Source organism: Spirulina sp. 06S082, from assembly GCF_034932145.1.
Lineage (GTDB): Bacteria > Cyanobacteriota > Cyanobacteriia > Cyanobacteriales > Spirulinaceae > CCY15215.
Genome location: NZ_JAYGHV010000123.1, coordinates 44,275 through 63,635, shown reverse-complemented (window position 1 = coordinate 63,635; position 19,361 = coordinate 44,275). Strand labels below are relative to the sequence as shown.

Below are 19,361 nucleotides of genomic sequence, written 5' to 3'. Positions count from 1 at the left end.
AGTTGGAGGACGGAAACATCAAAGGTTCCTCCTCCCAAGTCAAATACAAGAATGTGCTGGTCTTGGTCTTGTTTTTCCAACCCATAAGCGAGAGCGGCTGCGGTAGGCTCGTTGATAATCCGCAAGACTTCTAACCCGGCGATGGTGCCTGAATCTTTCGTTGCCTGTCGTTGGGCATCGGTAAAGTAAGCAGGAACTGTGATCACGGCTTGGGTGACAGGTTCTCCCAAAAACTGTTCGGCATCGGATTTTAGCTTTTGCAAAATCATGGCCGAGATTTCTTGGGGGGTGTAATTTTTGCCGCGAATTTGGACATCCACGGTATCATCTCGGCCTTTGACGCATTTGTAAGGCACGCGAGAACGCTCCTCTTCGGTATCGTCCCAACGACGACCGATAAAGCGTTTGATACTATAGACGGTGTTTTCAGCATTGGTGACTGCTTGGCGCTTGGCCAACTGACCGACCAAACGCTCCCCTGATTTGCCAAAACCGACCATACTGGGGGTGGTACGGCCTCCTTCGCTGTTCTGAATAACGATGGGTTTTCCCCCTTCGAGAACAGCAACGCAACTATTTGTAGTGCCTAGGTCGATACCGATGACTTTTCCCATAGCGATCGGGTTTTATAAGTGTGCAAGAGACTAATATTAGTTTAAATGGAAGCATCGAGGTTCTCTCAATTATTCTTCCGATGGAGTTTCGCTTTCCGAGTTAGAGTCTATATTACCCTCAGTTGAGAAATTTGTTTCGTCTTCTGGGGCGGCGGCAACTTTTACCATGGCATGACGCAGGACGCGATCGCCTATCATGTAGCCGCGAACTAATTGCTCGATCACTACCCCTTCGGGATATTCAGCAGTTTGTTCTCTCAACATGGCTTCGTGATAATTGGGATCGAATTCTTGCCCTTCCGGACGCATGGCAGAAACTCCCAAGCGCTTGAGGCAATCCACTAAATTTTTATATACGCCTTGATAACTTTTGTGAATGCCCATTTCGCCATCATTGGCTGGACGAATTTGCGATCGCGCTCGCTCGAAGTTATCCACGACGGGTAAGAGTTCGTTAATGGTATTGCGTTTGGCAAAAACCTCTCGCTCTTCTTTTTCTTTTTGCGTCCGTTTGCGGAAGTTATCAAAATCGGCGGCAATTCTCACGGATTGAGCCTTCAAGGATTCTGCCTGTTCGGTTTGTTTGGCGAGTTGTCGCTTGAGAGACTCGATTTCAAATTGCAAGGCTTCCATTATCTGCACTTGCGCCCCTTGAACCCCCGCCGAGTAGGATTCTCCTTCTTTCTCCCCTCCCGAAGTCTCGGGTTGAGATTTTAAAGATGTCCCACTTTGACCCTGTTCCGTTTCATTGAATTCGAGGTCTTTAAGTTCGAGAGCTTCTAGGGTAGATTCCTCAAGATTCTCGCCGCGATCGCCTTGATTCATAGAGCCGATTTCCTGCGGGTCAGCAGTCTGGTCTTGTGCCACAGTAACCTCGGGAGAATCTTCTCCTTGTGGATTTTCCAAGATGCTATTGTCCTTGACCTTATCCCCAGATTGATCTGGAGAGAAAGTTTCTTCTGACTGCTTTTGATCGTCGATCATCGTACCTTAAATTTTGCCTTTAAATTTTGCCTTAAATTGAATTCGGAAAAGAACGCTTTACGCCCTTGAATCATCATACCGTCCTTTCTCTATCTCGATCTGTCTGCCATCAAGATTTCTTCTCGGTGCGGATAATGTTGTTCTCCTTTGTACGAGAGAATGGGTTTATGGGCGATCGCTATTTTTCAACTCGAACCCAGTTTACAAAACTTAGCACAAAAATCGGTAATTTTTCTCTGGTTCGCAGTAAATCTGTCTCCAGTGTCAATATTCTAAAGTTATCATCATGGATAGTTGAAAGAATCCCAAATGCTTCCGAAGGAGCGATCGCTCCTTCGGGTTTAATAGAATGAGTACGAGTCAAAATCATCTTCGATTGATTTGGTCTTGGATACAGCATTAACGATTTCCCATCGAGTCAAGGGAATAGTTTAAGAAAGCTAAAGAAGAGGGAACAAAAGGCTAACCGAATCCCATTCCTCAGCCCGCACCCCTACCATTTTTTCAGGAAATACGTCACCCAACGACTATGACCCAATCTACACCCAGATCCTCTCGGCGTTCCCGCGCTCTAACCATTCGCAATGATTTTTCTCCGTTCGGCAACAAAATCATTCAAGCGGGTTTTGCAGATAACGAACAGATGAAGCAAGCCCTTGCCGAAACGCGCAAATCCGGTCGTCCCCTGACTGAAGCGATCGAGACTATTACGGGTCGCCAGCTTACCCCCGAGCTACAAAGGCAGTACAAAAAACAACAACTTTTTGAGCTTAAAATCCTCTACGGGGTAGATTCTCTCGATCCAGAAATTGACCCCACCTCGGACAATCAAATGGCAGAGTTGATCGACACATTAATTCCCATTGATGTTTGTCGCCGTCATTATCTCGCTCCCCTTTCGAGAAGTAATGGGAATCCCCCCTCGGTTTTGGTGGCCATGGTGAACCCCGATAACCTCGAAGCGCAAGATGATTTGGGACGCATTCTCCGTCCCCAAGGTATTCAACTTCAGCGCATGGTGATTACCCCCCAAGATTATCAGCAACTTCTCGACAAATATTTAGACGAACAAGTTAAACGGGAAAAGCAAAAAGAAGATGCCAAAGCCGTTGATATGAGCGGCTTAGTTCAAGATTTGGGAGCCCTCGAAGATGCTCCCGACGAAAATGAAGACGACTTGGGAGCCGCCGAAGATGCTCAAGGTGCGCCCATTGTGAATTTAGTCAATAAAATCTTAATGCGGGCGCTCAATGAAGACGTTTCCGACATTCACATCGAACCCCAAGAAGAAGAACTAAGAGTACGTTTCCGCAAAGATGGAGTTTTAGTCAAACCTTTTCCCTCAGTCCCGAAAAAGGTAGCCCCCGCCGTTGCCGCTCGTTTTAAAATTATGTCTGAGTTGGACATTGCGGAAAAACGAATGCCCCAAGATGGCAAAATCCGTCGAATGTATAAAGGGCGCAAAGTTGACTTCCGGGTGAGTACCCTACCCAGTCGCTATGGGGAAAAAGTTGTTTTGCGAATTTTGGATAACTCGGCGACTCAACTGGGATTAGATAAACTGATCTCTCACCAAGAATCCTTGGAATTAGTGCGAGAAATGGCCAGTCGTCCCTTTGGTTTGATCCTCGTTACCGGACCGACGGGATCGGGAAAATCTACCAGTTTGTATTCCGTGCTGGCGGAACGCAATGACCCTGGTGTAAATATTAGTACCGCCGAAGATCCCATTGAATATTCCTTGGACGGGATTACTCAAGTTCAGGTTATTCGGGAAAAAGGCATGGACTTCGCTTCCATTTTGCGGTCTTTTCTCCGGCAAGATCCCGATGTCATTCTGGTGGGGGAAACGCGAGATAAGGAGACCGCAAAAACGGCAATTGAAGCCGCACTTACGGGTCACTTAGTCCTCACTACCCTACACACCAACGATGCTGCTGGCGCGATCGCCCGTCTGGATGAAATGGGGGTTGAACCTTTCATGATCTCCGGCGCACTACTGGGGGTCTTGGCACAACGCTTAATGCGGCGAGTTTGCAGCGAATGCCGCATCCCTTACGAACCAACCCGAGAAGAACTGGCACGCTATGGGATGTCTGCTTCTCAAGATGGCGAACTCACCTTCTACAAAGCTAATTTTGTTGCTCCCGACCAACGCAACGCCGATACTTGTGGCAAATGCAGTGGTGTTGGCTATAAAGGGCGGGTTGGGGTCTATGAGGTCATGCGGAATAGTGAGGAACTGCAAGCCCTGATTAACGGGGGCGCATCCACCGAACTGATTAAGGAAAAAGCAGTCGAAGAAGGCATGATTACTCTGCTTGCTTATAGTTTAAATTTGGTGAAAGAAGGGAGTACGACCTTAGAGGAGGTCGATCGCGTGACCTTCACCGATGCAGGACTTGAAGCCGAACTTAAAGCCAAACGCAAGAGCGGCTTAACTTGTACCACTTGTGGGGCGGAATTGCAACCCGAGTGGATAGACTGTCCGTACTGCATGACCCCTCGTTTTGCGGATTTATAATCTGTCTCTTTTTCCTTGAAAAACGGGCATTCTAGACTCAATATCAATGGCGAGCGATCGCCTATCACAAATTTATTCAGGAGAAATACAAATGGACTTAATGATCGAAGACTTATTGGAACAGTTGGTAGAAATGGGCGGCTCCGACATTCACATTCAAGCGGGAGCGCCAATTTATTATCGCATTAGCGGTAAACTGCAACCCATCGGCGAAGAACCTCTCACCCCCCAGGAGGCACAAAAGCTGATCTTCAGTATGCTGAACAACAAGCAGCGTAAAGACGTAGAACAAAACTGGGAATTGGATTCTTCTTATGGGGTAAAAGGTTTAGCTCGCTTCCGTCTTAATGTTTACAAAGAACGGGGATGTTGGGCGGCTTGTATGCGTGCCTTATCTTCTAAAATTCCTAATTTCGATATGTTAGGGCTTCCCGATATTGTCCGAGAATTTACCGAACGCCCTCGGGGAATGGTGTTAGTAACTGGGCAAACTGGATCGGGAAAAACGACAACAATGGCGGCGATGTTGGACTTGATCAATCGCACCCGAGCCGAACACGTTCTCACGGTAGAAGACCCGATTGAATATGTTTTTCCGAATGTGAAAAGTCTATTCCACCAACGACAAAAAGGAGAGGATACCAAGAGTTTTAGTAACGCCTTAAAAGGGGCGCTCCGACAAGACCCAGATATCATTCTGGTGGGGGAAATGCGAGATTTAGAAACTATTGCTCTTGCTGTCTCTGCCGCAGAAACAGGACACCTTGTTTTTGGTACTCTGCACACTAACTCTGCTGCGGGAACGATCGATCGCCTTTTAGATGTCTTTCCCCCAGAGCAACAACCGCAAATTCGGGCGCAAATGTCCCAGTCCCTTTTAGCGGTTTTTAGTCAATGTTTGGTGCAGAAAGCCAATCCCAAACCGGGAGAATTTGGACGAGCAATGGCTCAGGAAATTATGGTGGTTACGCCGGCGATCGCCAACTTAATTCGAGATGGTAAAACCGCAATGATTTATTCTGCCATTCAAACTGGAATGAAACTAGGAATGCAAACAATGGAGCAGGCATTGGCAGATCTAGTCAAAAGAAATGTCATCTCTTACGAAGAAGGAATTAGCAAAAGTGGTAAACCCGATGAATTACAACGTCTCGTTGGAGCAGGAGGAACAGCTAAAAAACGTTAGATATTTATTAAGTGATTTTTGGTTGTTGGTTGTTTGGCGAATCCATTCCCAATTACCTATTACCCATTACCTATTCACAAATCATGCCTACATTTGTTGCTGAAGTTAAAGATTCTAAAGGCAATCTAATCAAAGAAAAAGTTGCAGCGACTTCCCAAGAACAGGCTCGCATGATTCTTCAGAATCAGTATAGTAGTGTTGGCGAAGTCAAAGCGGCAGGTTTAAATTTAGATTTAGCCAGCCTAACGGAAAAAATGACCAGCGTTGGGGTCAAGGATAAATCGGTTTTTTCTCGCCAATTTTCCGTTATGGTCAATGCGGGGGTGGCAATGGTGAGATGTTTGGGAATTCTGACGGATCAATGTCCCAACCCCAAGTTAAAAAAGGCACTAACGGGAATTAGTGCAGATGTACAACAAGGGGTGAGTCTTTCCGAGTCTATGCGAAAGTATCCCGAGTGTTTTGACAAACTTTACGTTTCGATGGTAGAAGCGGGAGAAGTTGGGGGGGTTCTCGATCAGGTTTTAGATCGATTGGCGGTATTGTTGGAGAATATGCAGCGCCTCAACAATCAAGTTAAGTCAGCAATGGCTTATCCTGTGGCGGTGGGATCTTTGGCGGTGATCGTCTTTTTCGCCATGACCATCTTTTTGATTCCCATTTTTGCGGGGATTTTTCAAGACTTGGGAACAACCCTACCGTTACTCACGCAAATCATGTTGATTTTGAGTAATTTATTCATTCCGGATGCTAACGATTGGTGGTTTTGGCCGAGCTTCATTGGTACGATTGTGGGGTTAAGCACAGCCTACAAGCTCTACTATAAGACCCCCGCCGGACACTTACAAATTGACGGATTCTTTTTAAAAGCCCCTTTAATCGGCGATTTGAATCAAAAAAATGCTGTAGCGCGATTTTGTCGGATTTTCGGGACTTTGACGCGATCGGGGGTTCCCATTCTCAACTGTATGGATATCGTGCGAGATGTTGCCGGTAATAAGGTGATTGAGGATGCGATCGAACGATCGAAAATGGAGATTCAACAAGGGGGAATGATCAGCATTGCTTTGGAAAGGGAAGGGGTATTTCCTCCTCTCGCCATTCAAATGATGAGTATTGGCGAAGAAACTGGGGAATTAGATACGATGATGATGAAGGTGGCAGACTTTTATGAGGATGAAGTCGAACAAGCAGTTAAGGCTTTAACCAGTGTCATCGAACCGCTAATGATGGTGGGGGTTGCGGGAATTGTCGGCGTGATCTTGCTGTCGATGTATCTGCCCATGTTTGCCGTGTTTGATGAATTAGGTTAGGGAAAGATTATGTCTGTCAAACAGTTTGCTTACGAAACTCTCCTGACGCAATATAGCGATCGCGATGGCGCGATCGCCTTGTTGCGGCAATATCGACCCTATTTAGAAATGATTCCCAGTTTGCGCCGTCCTCTCGAAAGCGTTCTGGTTTTACCGCTTCCGGTGGCACGCATTCGCACGCCAAAAACGGGGGAAAGTGCGGACAAACGCTTTACACCCAATACAGCGACTCAATTGCCTTGCGATCTGGCAGTTTTGATGTGCGATCCAGAGTGGAAGGTGAAAATGGGGCCGGAAATTGTAGTCTTTATTCATCGTCCCCATGAGGACTTTTCCGATCTTTTGATGCGCTGGCGACAGACTCAAATGTATTTGGATAAGGATTATGAATGGTTAATGCCTCATTTTTATGAGGATATTCTTTGCGAAGGGACGGATAAGTTATACCCGCTTTTTGTGCTTTCTTCTGATAGTCCCAGTCGCATTCTCAAGGGGTTAGCTGGCGCTCATCTTCCCTATGTGGTTCAGTCGATACCAACGATGCCTTTTGACGATGATGAACCGATTGAATCTTTAACCCTTGAAGATGGTTTAGAAATTGAGGAATGGGAGTAAATTTGGGGATTGAAAAAGGCGATCGCGTTTAAGGAGTTTTCGGGTAAGCGCGATCGTTTTTCAATGAGCAATGAACAATTTTTAACAGAAACGAGATTGTTTTGACTTTATAATATAAGGCATCAATAACCAATAAAACAATGGCTGAAATCACACTAGATGAAACTAGACTAAAAGAATTGCTCAAAGCAGCTATTTTTGAGTTAGTCGAAGAACAAAAAGATATATTTATCGAACTTGTATCGGAAGTTTTGGAAGATGTTGGTATGGACAATGCAATTAAGGCAGGGGAAAATACTGAGATTGTCAGTCGTGAAGAAATCTTTGAAATTCTGAATCGGAAGCTATTACCATCGATGCGATCGCCACATTTCAGGAAGTCGTCAATACTTTAAAACGCGATCGCCCTTAAGCAAAATTCATAGAGGTATTTTTCCGGACTTCAGAATGAAGTGCGGAATGTTGATTAGATACAGAGGGAGGCACCTCGTGCAGACAATGAAACCAGTCCGAGAAACTCCGGTAGTGCAATGCGACAGAGGTTCAAGGGATTATTAACAGATGCTCACCTTTTCTGCTAGAAACAATCGCACCTAACGGTCGGTCTATTATAGAAGAATTTGCTGTAGAAAAATTGGCCAGAACTGGTGACAGCGCTAGGAGGTGATGTAACAGAAGAGGCGATCGCCGAATTTAACCAACTCCGAGCGGACGATCTGGGTGTTGACGGGACTATCGATTAAACTTTACTGGGGATTAATTCGAGTATTCTAACATTTCTTGTACATCTTCGCGTTTTCGTCCCCGAGTCCACAACTCAACTTGGTACATTTAAAGAAGATTGTCAATTTGAGCATCATTAAGATGCGAAATTTCTACTAACACAGGGAGACTGCTTTGATGAACAATATAACCCCCTCAGTCGGCATTATTATGGGTAGTGATTCCGATTTACCCACCATGCAGGCCGCGATCGCCGTCTGCGAGGAATTTTCCGTACCTTACGAAGTGGCGATCGTTTCTGCCCATCGTACCCCCGATCGCATGGTTAACTATGCCCAGGAAGCCTGTCAGCGCGGTCTAAAGGTGATTATCGCTGGGGCGGGGGGGGCTGCACACCTGCCGGGAATGGTCGCCTCTTTGACCCCCTTACCCGTCATTGGAGTACCCGTCGCAACACGACATCTCCAGGGTCTCGACTCTCTTTATTCCATCGTGCAAATGCCGAGGGGAATTCCTGTTGCTACTGTGGCGATCGGCAATGCCCAAAATGCAGGTTTACTAGCAATACAAATTTTAGCATCCCATGACTCCAAACTTCTTGAAAAAGTTCAACAATATCGCCAAAATCTGGCTCAGACTGTCTTAGATAAACAACAAAAACTAGAACAAATTGGTTATCAAAAATATTTAGAGTTAGATTAAAAAATGTTGTTTATTACTTGTTGTTTGTTGGCTGTAAGTCTGTCATCAGTAAATTGATTGCCAAATAACGAATAACCAATAAGAAGCATTATGTCTTATTTTCTGGTCTGTAGTCCGAATAGTAACAACGAAAAAATTTTTAAGTTAAAGTGGGGAACAAATACTCTCGGCCGTTCTCAGAGTAATAGTATCTCAGTGAAACATAATAGTTTATCTCGTCATCATGCAGAAATTGTCATCAGTCGCGATCGCTCTATTGCTAAAGATTTGAATAGTTTAAATGGCACATTTGTTAATCGAAAAAAGATTAAACAGCAGACTCTTAAGCATGGCGACTTAATTATTTGTGGTACGATTGTTTTTAAATTCCTTGATGCTTTTGCCAATTCTGAAGATAACTTAGAAGACAGTGAAGATTTGCCCATTGTTCGTCAATTTTCTCCACAAAGCAATCAGGTTTCGATTGAAGATATATTAGATATTACCAAATCTTCTTCCTCCGCTTTACGCCTCAAACAAAAAGATGTTAATCGAAGAGATGTCGATAAATTAAGAATTTTGTTAGAGGTTAGCAAGCAACTTTCTTCACCGGAAAATCTAGATCAGTTATTGGATAAAATACTTGCGCTTTTATTACAAATAATGAATGTCGATCGCGCTGCGATTTTGTTGGTTAGTGAAGAGACAAAGCAACTAGAACAAAAGGCGGTATGTTCGCGATCGGGTATCTCTGTTAATTATCAATTTTATAGCACTAAAATTATTAATTATGTTTGTAAACATGGCAATGCAATTTTAACAGATGATGCGGGGGCAGATCGCCGCTTTCAAGGTTCAGATTCGATTTTAATTCAGGCTATTCGGGCTTCGATGTGCGTTCCTCTGCAAACTGGAGATTACATTTTTGGGGTATTATATGTGGATAATTTATCAAAATCTAAAGTTTATACCGAAGAAGATTTGGAGTTTTTGAGTGCTTTAGCGACTCAAGCTGCGATCGCGATCGATAATTCTCGCTTGACGGAAAAAATGCAGGAAGAAGCAATTTGGCGAGATAAAATGGAGCGCTTTTTTCCTAAAGCTATCAGTCGCAAACTTCGCGAGGAAGGACATCTTGAAATTATCGATACGGAAGTGACGGCACTATTTGCAGATATTAGTAATTTTACCAAAATGTCTTCAACAATGGAACCCCGTCAAGTGATTGAAATGTTAAATGATTATTTTAATGTAATGGTTGAGGAGATTGTTTTTGCTTATGAAGGCACGTTAGAAAAGTATATTGGCGATGCTTTATTAGCTGTTTGGGGTGCACCTTATGCCCAAAAAGATGATAGCGATCGCGCCATCCAAGCAGCTATTGATATGCAATATGCTGTTCGTCGTCTCAACCGAGAATGGGCAGCTAAAAAGCGCCAACCCATTGCTATTCATATTGGTTTAAATACAGGGAAAGTTGCGGCAGGAAATATTGGCTCAAAAAAACTGATTCAATATGCGGCGATCGGCGATACAACGAATGTAACGAGTCGTATCTGTAATGTTGCTAAAGCTAATGAAATTGTTATTTCTCAAAGCACTTATAATAAACTCAAACATCGCGAGGATTTACCTTTAGAAAAGCTACCTCTAGTCCGTGTTAAAGGCAAAGAAAAACCCTTACAACTTTATCGCTTACATTGGCAACGAATTTCAGTAGATCGGACTATTCCCTCTGAAGAAATTAATGAATCTTGACAAGATTTTTGATAAAGTAACTCATAATTCATAACTCATTATTGCTTTTTCCCAAATTTTCAAATCTTCGGGATAGTCAACATCGCCTAAAATCGGAAGTTGTGCGATCGCGCATCCTAAAGATTCAGCAATTTTTAGAGTTTGCGGTAAAACTTGAGAAGTTCCCCAGTTAATGTCTTGAAATAATTGAGGCAGATATCGACTTAAACCGACCAAATAATAACCCCCATCCTCTGCTTCCCCCAAAACCAAATCGTTGTTCTGGAGTGTCTCAAAGGCTTCAGAAAGGCGATCGCAATTCAAATCTGGACAATCAATCCCAATAATCATAACACCTTCCATTCCTTCCAAAAACCCCTGCTTAAAAGCACTTTGAATGCGTTCTCCTAAATCTCCTGTTGCTTGGGGAACATAAACCCATTCAGATCCCAACCAAGACTGCATTAATGTTTCATTTCCACCCGAAAAGTGAATTTCTAGAGAAAGAGAACGCATTTTAAGCAATTTTTGGGCTTGTTTTAATGTATATTCTGTCATTTTGCGCTGTAATTGCGCGGCACCTTCTGCACCTAATGCAGGAATGAGGCGAGTTTTTGTTTTCCCTGGTTCGGGGTAGCGTGTAAATATTACTAAACGTTCCACATTTCAAGGATTAATTACTAATTAGGGGAAGAATAACATAAAATGTTGTTCCCACACCGATTTCACTGGTAAAACTAATAATTCCCTCGTATAAATCAACCGCTTTTTTGACAATTGATAATCCTAGTCCCGTTCCTGAAATATCCTTAACATTTTTAGCACGATGAAAATGTTCAAAGAGACGCGATCGATCTTGATAAGGAATACCAATGCCGCGATCGCGCACTGTAAATTTAACCTTGTCTATTTCTCCATTAGTCCCAGTCGAGGCTATTCTCATCGCTGTAAAATCAATAATACCTCCATCTGGGGAATATTTTATCGCATTTGATAGTAAATTGGTAAAGATATGGCGGAGGAGTTTTTCATCCATACGAATTGAATCAAGATCGGCAGAACATTGCAACTGGATTTGATATTTTTCACCGGCTGTGAGTTGAAATTCTTCAACTAATTCTCGACAAAATTCTTCTAAATTCAATTTTATCGGTTTGACTTCTAATTTACCCGCTTCGGCTCGCCCAATTGTTAAAATATCTTCTAATAGTCTGGTCATCGTATCTGTAGATTGTTTGATCCGCTTCAAATGCTTGCTTTTTTTCTCTTCTGGCCAGCGATCGCCAAAATTTTCCAGCAGTTCAACGGACATTAAAATACTCGAAAGAGGATTGCGAAACTCGTGGGAAGTCATGGAAATAAAACGGGACTTTAAATCATTAAGTTCCTTTTCTTTTGCTAATGCTTTTTCTATTTCTGCTTCGGCTCGTTTTTGTTCGGTAATATCTCGCCCAATATAAATAAAAGCGGGAATTTTCTTTTCAGTTTGGATAACGCTGCAAGAAAAGCCAACAATTAAATTGCGACCTTGTTTTGTCCTGCATTTAACTTCAATATCCTCGATCGCTTCTCCAGCGAGTAATTTTTGGCGATCGCCTGCTAATAATTCTTCTCTATCACTAATAATTTCGACAATAGATAAGCCAATTAATTCCTCCTCACTATATTGAAATAATTGTTTAGCGGCTTGATTAACTGTTTTTATTTTCCCCGATCGCGTCGTGACAAAAAGAACATTTCCCATCGAGGAAATAATTTTATTAGTGTAGTCTTTAGTTACCGTTAATTCTGCAATAACGAGTCCATTTTTATTAATTTGCTGAAATAAAGTTTGATTGAGATTCATCATTGCGGTAACATCTTCAATTAAAACAATTGCGTTACTGCCGATCTTTTCAAAAAACAAGTCAACATAAACGAGATTTTCATCGCTCTTATTTTCATCCTTAATCTTTTCATGATTCAGAACCCGAGAAATTCCTTGAAACTTAAACTGATTTCTTTTTCCTTGGATAATTTCCAGCAAAATTTTTTCCAGTCCAATGAGTTCTGGAAAAGATAAACGAGCATCTTTTCCTAAACCAAACTCCTGCGGAATTTCAGAAAAACTTTCTAGATTTTCAGAATAGTCTAAAATCTTAAATTCTCCATCGAGAATAAAATATTTCAAATGACTAGGAATAAAAATCTCCGATGTAACCATTTGACTCATGAACTGTTTCCTCCTTCAACAATTGGTTAACCAAAGTTTATAGGCCAATTCTTGGAAAATTGTATCGACATTATTTCCGGTTTTAGCGGAAGTATTGTAAATCCCTAAAATACCATCGGGAAGACTTAACTTATTTTTCATTTCTAGCACTTCCTCCTCTTCCAATAGATCGCTCTTATTGAGGGCGATCGCAACTTGGCCGTGAGGATTAATTTCGCGATATTCTTGAATGCGATCGCCTAAATGATCGATAGTTTCCTGACGAGTTAAATCTGCAACCACTAAAACCCCGCTCGATCCTTGTAAATAAGCTGGCGAAATACTCTTAAACTTAGTATGCCCTTCAATATCCCAAATTAATAATTTTAATTCTTGTTCCTTTTCTGTTTGTACATCCTTAAGATGAACAGTTTTGCGAGAAATTTTTACTCCTACTGTCGAAAGATAGCGATCGCTAAACTGACGCTCGACAAAACGGCGAATCAGACTCGTTTTACCGACTCCAAAATCCCCCAGCATACACATTTTTTTAGAAATAACTGTCATTTAATTGATAGATTGTATTTATTTAATTTGCCTGAGTAGATGCCATTTTAACTTCCTCAAATCTCACGCAGCGATTGACCCAAAGCGGATCGTTTTGCGTGACCCCTGGAGGAAGTTGCAGATCCCCCTTAGTTGTTTCCAGTCTGTTGCTGGCAATTCCGGCATTTCTTAACACTTGTCTGACCACAACCGCTCGTCTGGGTGCGAGATCTTCGGTTAATTGAGCTTCTCCACTGTTATCTACGTGACCGATAATGCGAAGTTTCAGATCGGGATTTTCTTTGAGATAGTCAGCGAGGGGTAAAAGTTTGTTATTAATCTCTTGACGAGCTATTGTAATCCCCCCGCGATCGAAACAAACTCGCTCTTGACTGGGAACAGGTCGTGCGTTCAAGGTGAGCAAGACAGAATTCACCCCTGGAATTTTCTCAAAAGTTTCCACAATTTTTTCACTATTCTCGTTTTGGCTAATTCCTCCTTCTACAATAACGTTTCCTTTGGTTTCATCGTAACGCGCCGTAATTTTTACTCCCGGTAATTGATTGAAAACCAAACTCTGTCGCTGGATTTCTTGACGCAGGCGATCTGGATCTGTAGGTAATCCTACCGTGACGATTTCATTCCTTAATTGCCAACTGGGAGCGAGGGAAACTGCAATATTTTCCGCTTGTTGGCGCAAGCGATCGCTCGGGACTTGTCCGCTTAAAATAACTGTTTTCCTCTTAGCTTCAGCATTAATGCGATAAAAGGCTAACTCCGAATTGGAGAGCAAAGCCGCCATAACTTGGCGTTCCAACCCACGAGCGACCTGCTGGCGATAAATTGAGAAACCCCAAGGAATGCCCACAAAAATGAACAAAAAGAGGGCGATCGCCAAAACGCCAAAAGGTCGGCGTTTCTTCTTCGTTTTCACTTCCTCAATGGGATTATTGATGAGAGACTCCAGCAACTCGTAAACAGCGCGAGGAATCATGCTGGGATCGCCGTTATATTTCTCAATCAATTCCCCATAGCTGTAATTGAGAATAATGGCGCTCAGGGTATTTCTCAATTTAGTATAGAAACCCGCAGGGGGCTCCCCTTGAGTCACCGTGGCAATATAGCAATATCCCGCCACTTCCATCACAATTTGGAAACTTTCGTAATCAACCTCGGTTAATTCGGAAGTTTTCCCTTCTTGGGGGACGCACTCGCTGGCAAAACTGCGAATTGCCGTGAGCATTCCCGCCATCATATCAGCCTCGAGAGCTTGAGCATCGGCTTTTTGTGCCTCAGCAATCACCAATCCAGAATCTTTGTGAATTAAAAAAGCCGCTTGCACTGCAAAAGGGACCGATTGAGTGAGAATCAGTTCTGCTTCCGAAACACCCCGGATCCGAGCGCGAAATTTCCGATAAATCCCCTGTAAGCTAAAAGCATCCTCCACCTGCTTGTTAATACTTTTGATGATTTCTCCCATGTATTTGGAGATAGTATTGCCAATAACGGGATAAAGGGCATCCACCATAGCATCTTTATCAAGGCGAACTTGTTCCTTAATCGATCGCCCGATCGCTGGCGCGATCGCTTGAATTACTTCATCGGGAGCATCCCCAATTTGTTTGGAGAGGGCCCCAGGAATAACCCCCGCTAAGGCTTTACTCATAGCCGCTTTATCTTCTCGACCTCGTTCGCCAATCATCAGATCGATGAGGGGAACGAAAATTTCAATTACTTCTTGGGGGGATTGAGCAATTTTTCGCTGCAAAAGTTCCCCAAAAACCGGAAAAATCAACTTTCCTAGGGTTGCGGGATCGTGCAGTTTCCGGTCGATTTTGGCGATTTGTCTCTGAGTTGCTTTGTTAAAAGAAGGGGCTTCTTGGTTGGTATTATTGGCGGAGAGATTTTCTTCGAGGAGCAAGTCTAAGAGCAACAACCGCAAGCGTTCTACTGTTTCTTCTGTTTCCTCTACTTCCTCCCCGTACAACCATGCCGATAAAGAACTGGATTTTTTAGCCGAGGGAAATTTTTCCTGGGGACTTTCTGCAATCGTTTCGGCCTGAATTTCGACGATTTCCCCCTCATCGTCGTCGGGAGTGGCTAAGGGTAATTGTTCCTGTGCAGAAACCTCTAATTCCGATAAAGCAGAAGGAAGCGGAGGCAAGAACACGGGATCGTCATTCTCGCTCGTTTGTAAAAATTCTTCAAGTTCTTCGCGATCGAGGTATTCCTCTTGCCTGTTGCCTGTTGCCTCTTGCTTCTTGACCTCTTGCCTCTTGCCTCTTGCCTTCATCAGAGAAGGAGGAGGGGGAGGAGGAGGAACTTTGCGTTTTCTCTTATCCGTCAAATTCTCCGGCTTGGAAGGGTTAGGAGAATTTGCGAGAGCAATTTGCAGATCGCTCATCAGATTGAACAAGCCCTCAAGTTGTTCGGGGTCTTGAGGGCTTGACGGGGAAGATTCGGTCTTGGCTTCCGCCTCGGCCTTGGGGTTTTGAGGCGATAGGTTTTCTGACATAGCTGTCAATGAATTGAGCCGAAGCCGAGCGTCAAGCTGATACTCGGATTGCTATATTTTCAGTTTGCACCCTAATTTTGCAAATACAGCTTTAATGATCTGATTTTAGCCACATTTAGCAAACGCGAAACTCAGATTTTACCGATGTTTCTCGTTGATTCAGGGAATTTATTCCTCCATTAAGCTCGATCTGCTGGGGCTGTCTTGCTCTTCAGAATCATCGTCAGGCAAGAGAAACTCAGCTTGCAGTCGGCTTTCCATTGCTTCTTTGAGATCGGGAACAAATTCCGTCCCCTTGACTTTGATGCACAACTCAAATAGCACTTCTGCCAGATCCGTGCGGGAAACTTTACTTTCTTTAAGATTGGAAAAACATTTTTCGAGTTCCGCAAAAATTTTCGTCTTTAGGGTTTGACTGTCAGACTGAAAATGCTCGCGGGTTTGGGTTAGTTCGTCTTTAAGGGCGGAGGTTTTACTATTAAAATTTTTATTGAGTGCCTCGAGGGTACCGGATTGTTTTTGGTTGGTCTGATCGATTTTTTGCCATAACTTGGTGGTTTCCTCGTGGGTGGTCAAACTGAGATATTTCAGTTTTTTCTCCAGAGAATCCGCCATTGTTTTCATTTCCGAGGATAGAGAAGATTGCATTTGATCTAGGCGATCGCGCACTTCTCGTTGCAAGGCAACAAATTCAGCCTCCATTCTGTCAAATTGCTGCTCGTATCCCCGCAATTGCGTCCCAAAAAGGATTTCGCGAATTTGCTCGACGTTTCCGAGACGATCGCGCATTTCTTTTTTGTTGAGTTCAGCCATATCTACTCCTCGTGCTGTAGTCTTGTCGCCTTGTAATGGGATTATCTGCCCTTGCTGAATATTAGCAGGGAATGGAAGCAGTGGAGAGAGTGCGATCGCAAACCCAGATAAATTAATGGATTTAGGGAAAATGTTCAAATTTGTTGCTTCATTATTTTTTCCCTAATTTCAACAAACAAAAGACCCCGATCGCCCCGAATAATGCCAGAGAATCTCCCCTAAAAACCAAAGGGGAAGGCGCGATCGCCACATTTTCTATCTCCAATAATTGAGAAACTGCCCCACCTCTCACTTGTGGATTGCCCGGCCTCGGGTGAGTCGGTACCGCCCCACCATTATCCGCACAAGCACTCAATTGCGGATCGATTAACTTTACTCCTGCCGTTATTTTCGTATCCTTGGGATTAGGATCGGGAGATTGCACATTTCCCCCAGCGTCGCCAAAAGACTGCCCTGTATGATGATGGACGTTATAGCCATTGATACCGCGATTATTGCTCAAAATAGAATTAGCAATGCGGACATTGGCACCTCCCCCCCAAAAACCTCCCCCTTGAAAAGCGGCGGTATTGTTGGCGATCGTGGTTTGGGTAATGCGTCCCGGTACCCCAGCAATTAACATCCCACCCCCCAAATTAACCCCTCCACCCTCAGACCTGGCCTGATTGCCGCAAAATGAGCTATTGGCGATCGCAAAAGGAGAGTTATCCCCAATCCAAAACCCGCCGCCCTGGACATGAGCGCGATTGTTCGCAAACATCACATTTGTAATTGTTAATTCCGCACCCCCCCCAACTCGCAAACCCCCCCCAAAAGATTCGCCTTTGCGATCGGGAATCACTTCATTGTTGGCGATCATACTATTTTCCACTAGGATTTTATCGCCGCTATAGCCATAAAGAAATAACCCGCCGCCCTGTCCCGCCCCGCGACTACCCGCAATGCGACTGTTGCGGATGATAATTTGCCCTCGGGTGCTGGCATTGGGAGTCGCCGAGGCACCATCAGTATAAATGGCTCCCCCGTAACCGCCGCTACTAATGCCCCCCAGTCCTCCACCTCCTGCCGAAGCGTTATCGCTAAAAGTAGAGTTCTCAATGGTGAGGTTTCCTAACAGACTGTTAATTGCTCCCCCAACAGAACCGCGATTATTAGTGAAGGTACTGTTTTTAACTGTGAGATTGCCCTCACTTCCCCCCGCGATCGCGCCTCCTCCTCGTTCTTTCCGCCCCGATGTCCCATTATTCCCAACAAACGTACTATTAAGAATTGTCGTTGTGCTTTGATATCCCGTCCAAATTCCACCCCCTCCTTCTCCCGTGGAAACATTATTGCTGAGGTTGCTATTTTCGACGACAAGGGTTGTTTTTGCTTCCATCCGAATCCCACCCCCTAAACCATCTCCACCCGCTTTTCCGTCGGTAATGGTCAAGTTACGCAGGGTTGCGCTTATACCCTGTTGGTTCAGATTAAAAACCCGGCTCTGGCGATCGCCACTAATGGCGATTCCCCTAGCATCTTTTCCGTCAATTGTCAAGTTTTTGGGAATTATTAATTCTTCCCCGAGAGTAATGGTTTTTCCCGCGAGATTGGGTGCAAACGTAATCGTATCTCCTGGGGAAGCATTGGCGATCGCCTCTCGCAAACTGCCCGCACCGCGATCGGCTGTACTGGTGACAAGACTCATAAAATATTTACAGGTAGATTTCTCAATTATTGACCGATAGAGAGACGTAAAGTTTCCCAAGTTCTTGAAAAACAATATTAAATTTACTTGCGATTTGGTATTCTACCGTATATTTTGAGGATTAAGAGAACCAAAACTCAGTAATATTATGGATAATATTGAACGTATGGCGGCTCATTATAAAAAGCTGCCCCATCAAAAAGAAGCCCTAGAGTACATTGAAGAACAACTCGGGCAAGAAAAAACCAAAAAAGCCCTCGAACTCTATCGCTCTCCCCAAGATCCAGAAACCGGAGAGCCTTTACCAGGAGAAGTTCCTTATCCTGGCATAAAATTAATTAAACAATTTGAAGGTTGTTATCTGGAAGCATATCCCGATCCTCTATCAGGAGGAGATCCCATTACAATTGGTTGGGGAAGTACGAGAAAAAGAGATGGAGGTAAATTCCGACTCGGGGAAAAAATCAGCCAAGAAGAAGCAGACGATCTCTTAGAATATCAACTCGAACAAGATTATCTTCCTCCTCTCGAAAAAATTCCGGTTTGGTCGGAATTAAATAACAATCAACGCGGTGCATTATTAAGTTTTGGTTATAATTTGGGGGCGCATTTCTACGGCTTAACCGGTTTTGAAACCATAACTCGCAATCTCAAAGAACGCAACTGGGGAGATATGCGACGTGCCTTTTTATTATATGTTAATCCTGGCAGTAATGTAGAAGAGGGATTGCGAAGAAGAAGAACAGCAGAGGCAGAATTATTTCTCTCAGAAGCATCTTCTTCTAAACCTGTTGTAAATGCCGGAATTAATTGGAGAGATGATAATGCCAAAATATCAACATATTTTACAGTAGGCGAAGTCACGCAGCGCGATGTGCGACGAATTCCCGAGGATGCTAAAATCATTGCCAATATTTTCGCGATATCCAAAGAACTTGATATGATTCGAGATGAATGGGGACAACCGCTTTTAGTCACATCTTGGTATCGTCCTCCCAAGGTTAATCGAGAAGTGGGGGGAGCGAAAAACTCTCAACATTTGTATGGAGGAGCCGCCGATATTAAGCCTTTGAATAGAGATGTCGAGCAATTCCAAAGTTGGTTGGATAAAAGTTGGTATGGTGCCCTCGGATATGGTGCCAAAAAAGGCTTTGTTCACCTTGATATTCGCAATGGTAAAGGTTGGAAATCTGGGGGGGAAAAAGGACGACACTGGAATTATTAATAGGACT

At 43.8% G+C, this 19,361-nt stretch carries 16 protein-coding genes; 8 read left to right on the top strand and 8 right to left on the bottom strand.

The window, feature by feature from the left end; translation table 11 throughout:
• On the bottom strand, positions 1 to 614 hold a 614-nt coding region (locus tag VB714_RS07685; protein WP_323222757.1), incomplete at its 3' end, for an Hsp70 family protein.
• A 69-nt stretch (positions 615 to 683) separates the two neighbouring features.
• On the bottom strand, positions 684 to 1,598 hold the full coding sequence (grpE, locus tag VB714_RS07680) for a nucleotide exchange factor GrpE (RefSeq protein ID WP_323222755.1): 915 nt from the start codon (positions 1,596 to 1,598) through the stop codon (positions 684 to 686).
• Between the two features lie 529 nt (positions 1,599 to 2,127).
• Here grpE and VB714_RS07675 point away from each other — a divergent pair.
• From VB714_RS07675 to VB714_RS07645, 7 genes are all read left to right on the top strand, one after another.
• Positions 2,128 to 4,122: a GspE/PulE family protein gene (locus VB714_RS07675; protein WP_323222753.1), complete on the top strand. Its 1,995-nt coding sequence runs from the start codon at positions 2,128 to 2,130 to the stop codon at positions 4,120 to 4,122.
• Between the two features lie 91 nt (positions 4,123 to 4,213).
• Entirely contained in the window at positions 4,214 to 5,308 is a 1,095-nt protein-coding gene (locus VB714_RS07670) for a type IV pilus twitching motility protein PilT (protein ID WP_323222751.1), read from the top strand.
• 83 nt (positions 5,309 to 5,391) lie between these two features.
• A complete protein-coding gene (locus tag VB714_RS07665; protein WP_323222749.1) occupies positions 5,392 to 6,621 on the top strand; it encodes a type II secretion system F family protein in 1,230 nt (409 codons plus the stop codon).
• 9 nt (positions 6,622 to 6,630) lie between these two features.
• Positions 6,631 to 7,236 carry a hypothetical protein gene (locus VB714_RS07660; protein WP_323222748.1) on the top strand — a complete coding sequence of 202 codons (606 nt, stop codon included), beginning with the start codon at positions 6,631 to 6,633 and terminating at the stop codon, positions 7,234 to 7,236.
• A gap of 140 nt (positions 7,237 to 7,376) precedes the next feature.
• Positions 7,377 to 7,631, top strand: a complete 255-nt coding sequence (locus VB714_RS07655; protein ID WP_323222745.1) for a hypothetical protein — start codon at positions 7,377 to 7,379, stop codon at positions 7,629 to 7,631.
• Positions 7,632 to 8,136: 505 nt separating this feature from the next.
• Positions 8,137 to 8,661, top strand: coding sequence for a 5-(carboxyamino)imidazole ribonucleotide mutase (gene purE, locus VB714_RS07650; protein ID WP_323222744.1), 525 nt, complete (start codon positions 8,137 to 8,139; stop codon positions 8,659 to 8,661).
• Between the two features lie 90 nt (positions 8,662 to 8,751).
• Positions 8,752 to 10,398 carry an adenylate/guanylate cyclase domain-containing protein gene (locus VB714_RS07645; protein WP_323222742.1) on the top strand — a complete coding sequence of 549 codons (1,647 nt, stop codon included), beginning with the start codon at positions 8,752 to 8,754 and terminating at the stop codon, positions 10,396 to 10,398.
• A 21-nt stretch (positions 10,399 to 10,419) separates the two neighbouring features.
• Here the strand turns inward: VB714_RS07645 and VB714_RS07640 are convergent, their stop codons facing one another.
• From VB714_RS07640 to VB714_RS07615, 6 genes are all read right to left on the bottom strand, one after another.
• Positions 10,420 to 11,040 carry a TIGR04282 family arsenosugar biosynthesis glycosyltransferase gene (locus tag VB714_RS07640; RefSeq protein WP_323222740.1) on the bottom strand — a complete coding sequence of 207 codons (621 nt, stop codon included), beginning with the start codon at positions 11,038 to 11,040 and terminating at the stop codon, positions 10,420 to 10,422.
• A gap of 10 nt (positions 11,041 to 11,050) precedes the next feature.
• Positions 11,051 to 12,589: a sensor histidine kinase gene (locus VB714_RS07635; protein WP_323222737.1), complete on the bottom strand. Its 1,539-nt coding sequence runs from the start codon at positions 12,587 to 12,589 to the stop codon at positions 11,051 to 11,053.
• Positions 12,590 to 12,604: 15 nt separating this feature from the next.
• Complete coding sequence (locus VB714_RS07630) at positions 12,605 to 13,135, bottom strand: Rab family GTPase (protein WP_323222736.1); 531 nt, start codon at positions 13,133 to 13,135, stop codon at positions 12,605 to 12,607.
• Between the two features lie 22 nt (positions 13,136 to 13,157).
• On the bottom strand, positions 13,158 to 15,629 hold the full coding sequence (locus VB714_RS07625) for a BON domain-containing protein (protein WP_323222733.1): 2,472 nt from the start codon (positions 15,627 to 15,629) through the stop codon (positions 13,158 to 13,160).
• A gap of 168 nt (positions 15,630 to 15,797) precedes the next feature.
• Positions 15,798 to 16,442 carry a hypothetical protein gene (locus VB714_RS07620; RefSeq protein ID WP_323222731.1) on the bottom strand — a complete coding sequence of 215 codons (645 nt, stop codon included), beginning with the start codon at positions 16,440 to 16,442 and terminating at the stop codon, positions 15,798 to 15,800.
• Positions 16,443 to 16,593: 151 nt separating this feature from the next.
• Positions 16,594 to 18,129, bottom strand: a complete 1,536-nt coding sequence (locus VB714_RS07615) for a hypothetical protein (protein ID WP_323222729.1) — start codon at positions 18,127 to 18,129, stop codon at positions 16,594 to 16,596.
• Positions 18,130 to 18,277: 148 nt separating this feature from the next.
• Here VB714_RS07615 and VB714_RS07610 point away from each other — a divergent pair, with 148 nt between their 5' ends.
• Positions 18,278 to 19,354 (top strand): D-Ala-D-Ala carboxypeptidase family metallohydrolase, encoded by a 1,077-nt coding sequence (locus tag VB714_RS07610; protein ID WP_323222727.1) that lies wholly within the window; start codon positions 18,278 to 18,280, stop codon positions 19,352 to 19,354.
• Positions 19,355 to 19,361: the final 7 nt, after the last annotated feature.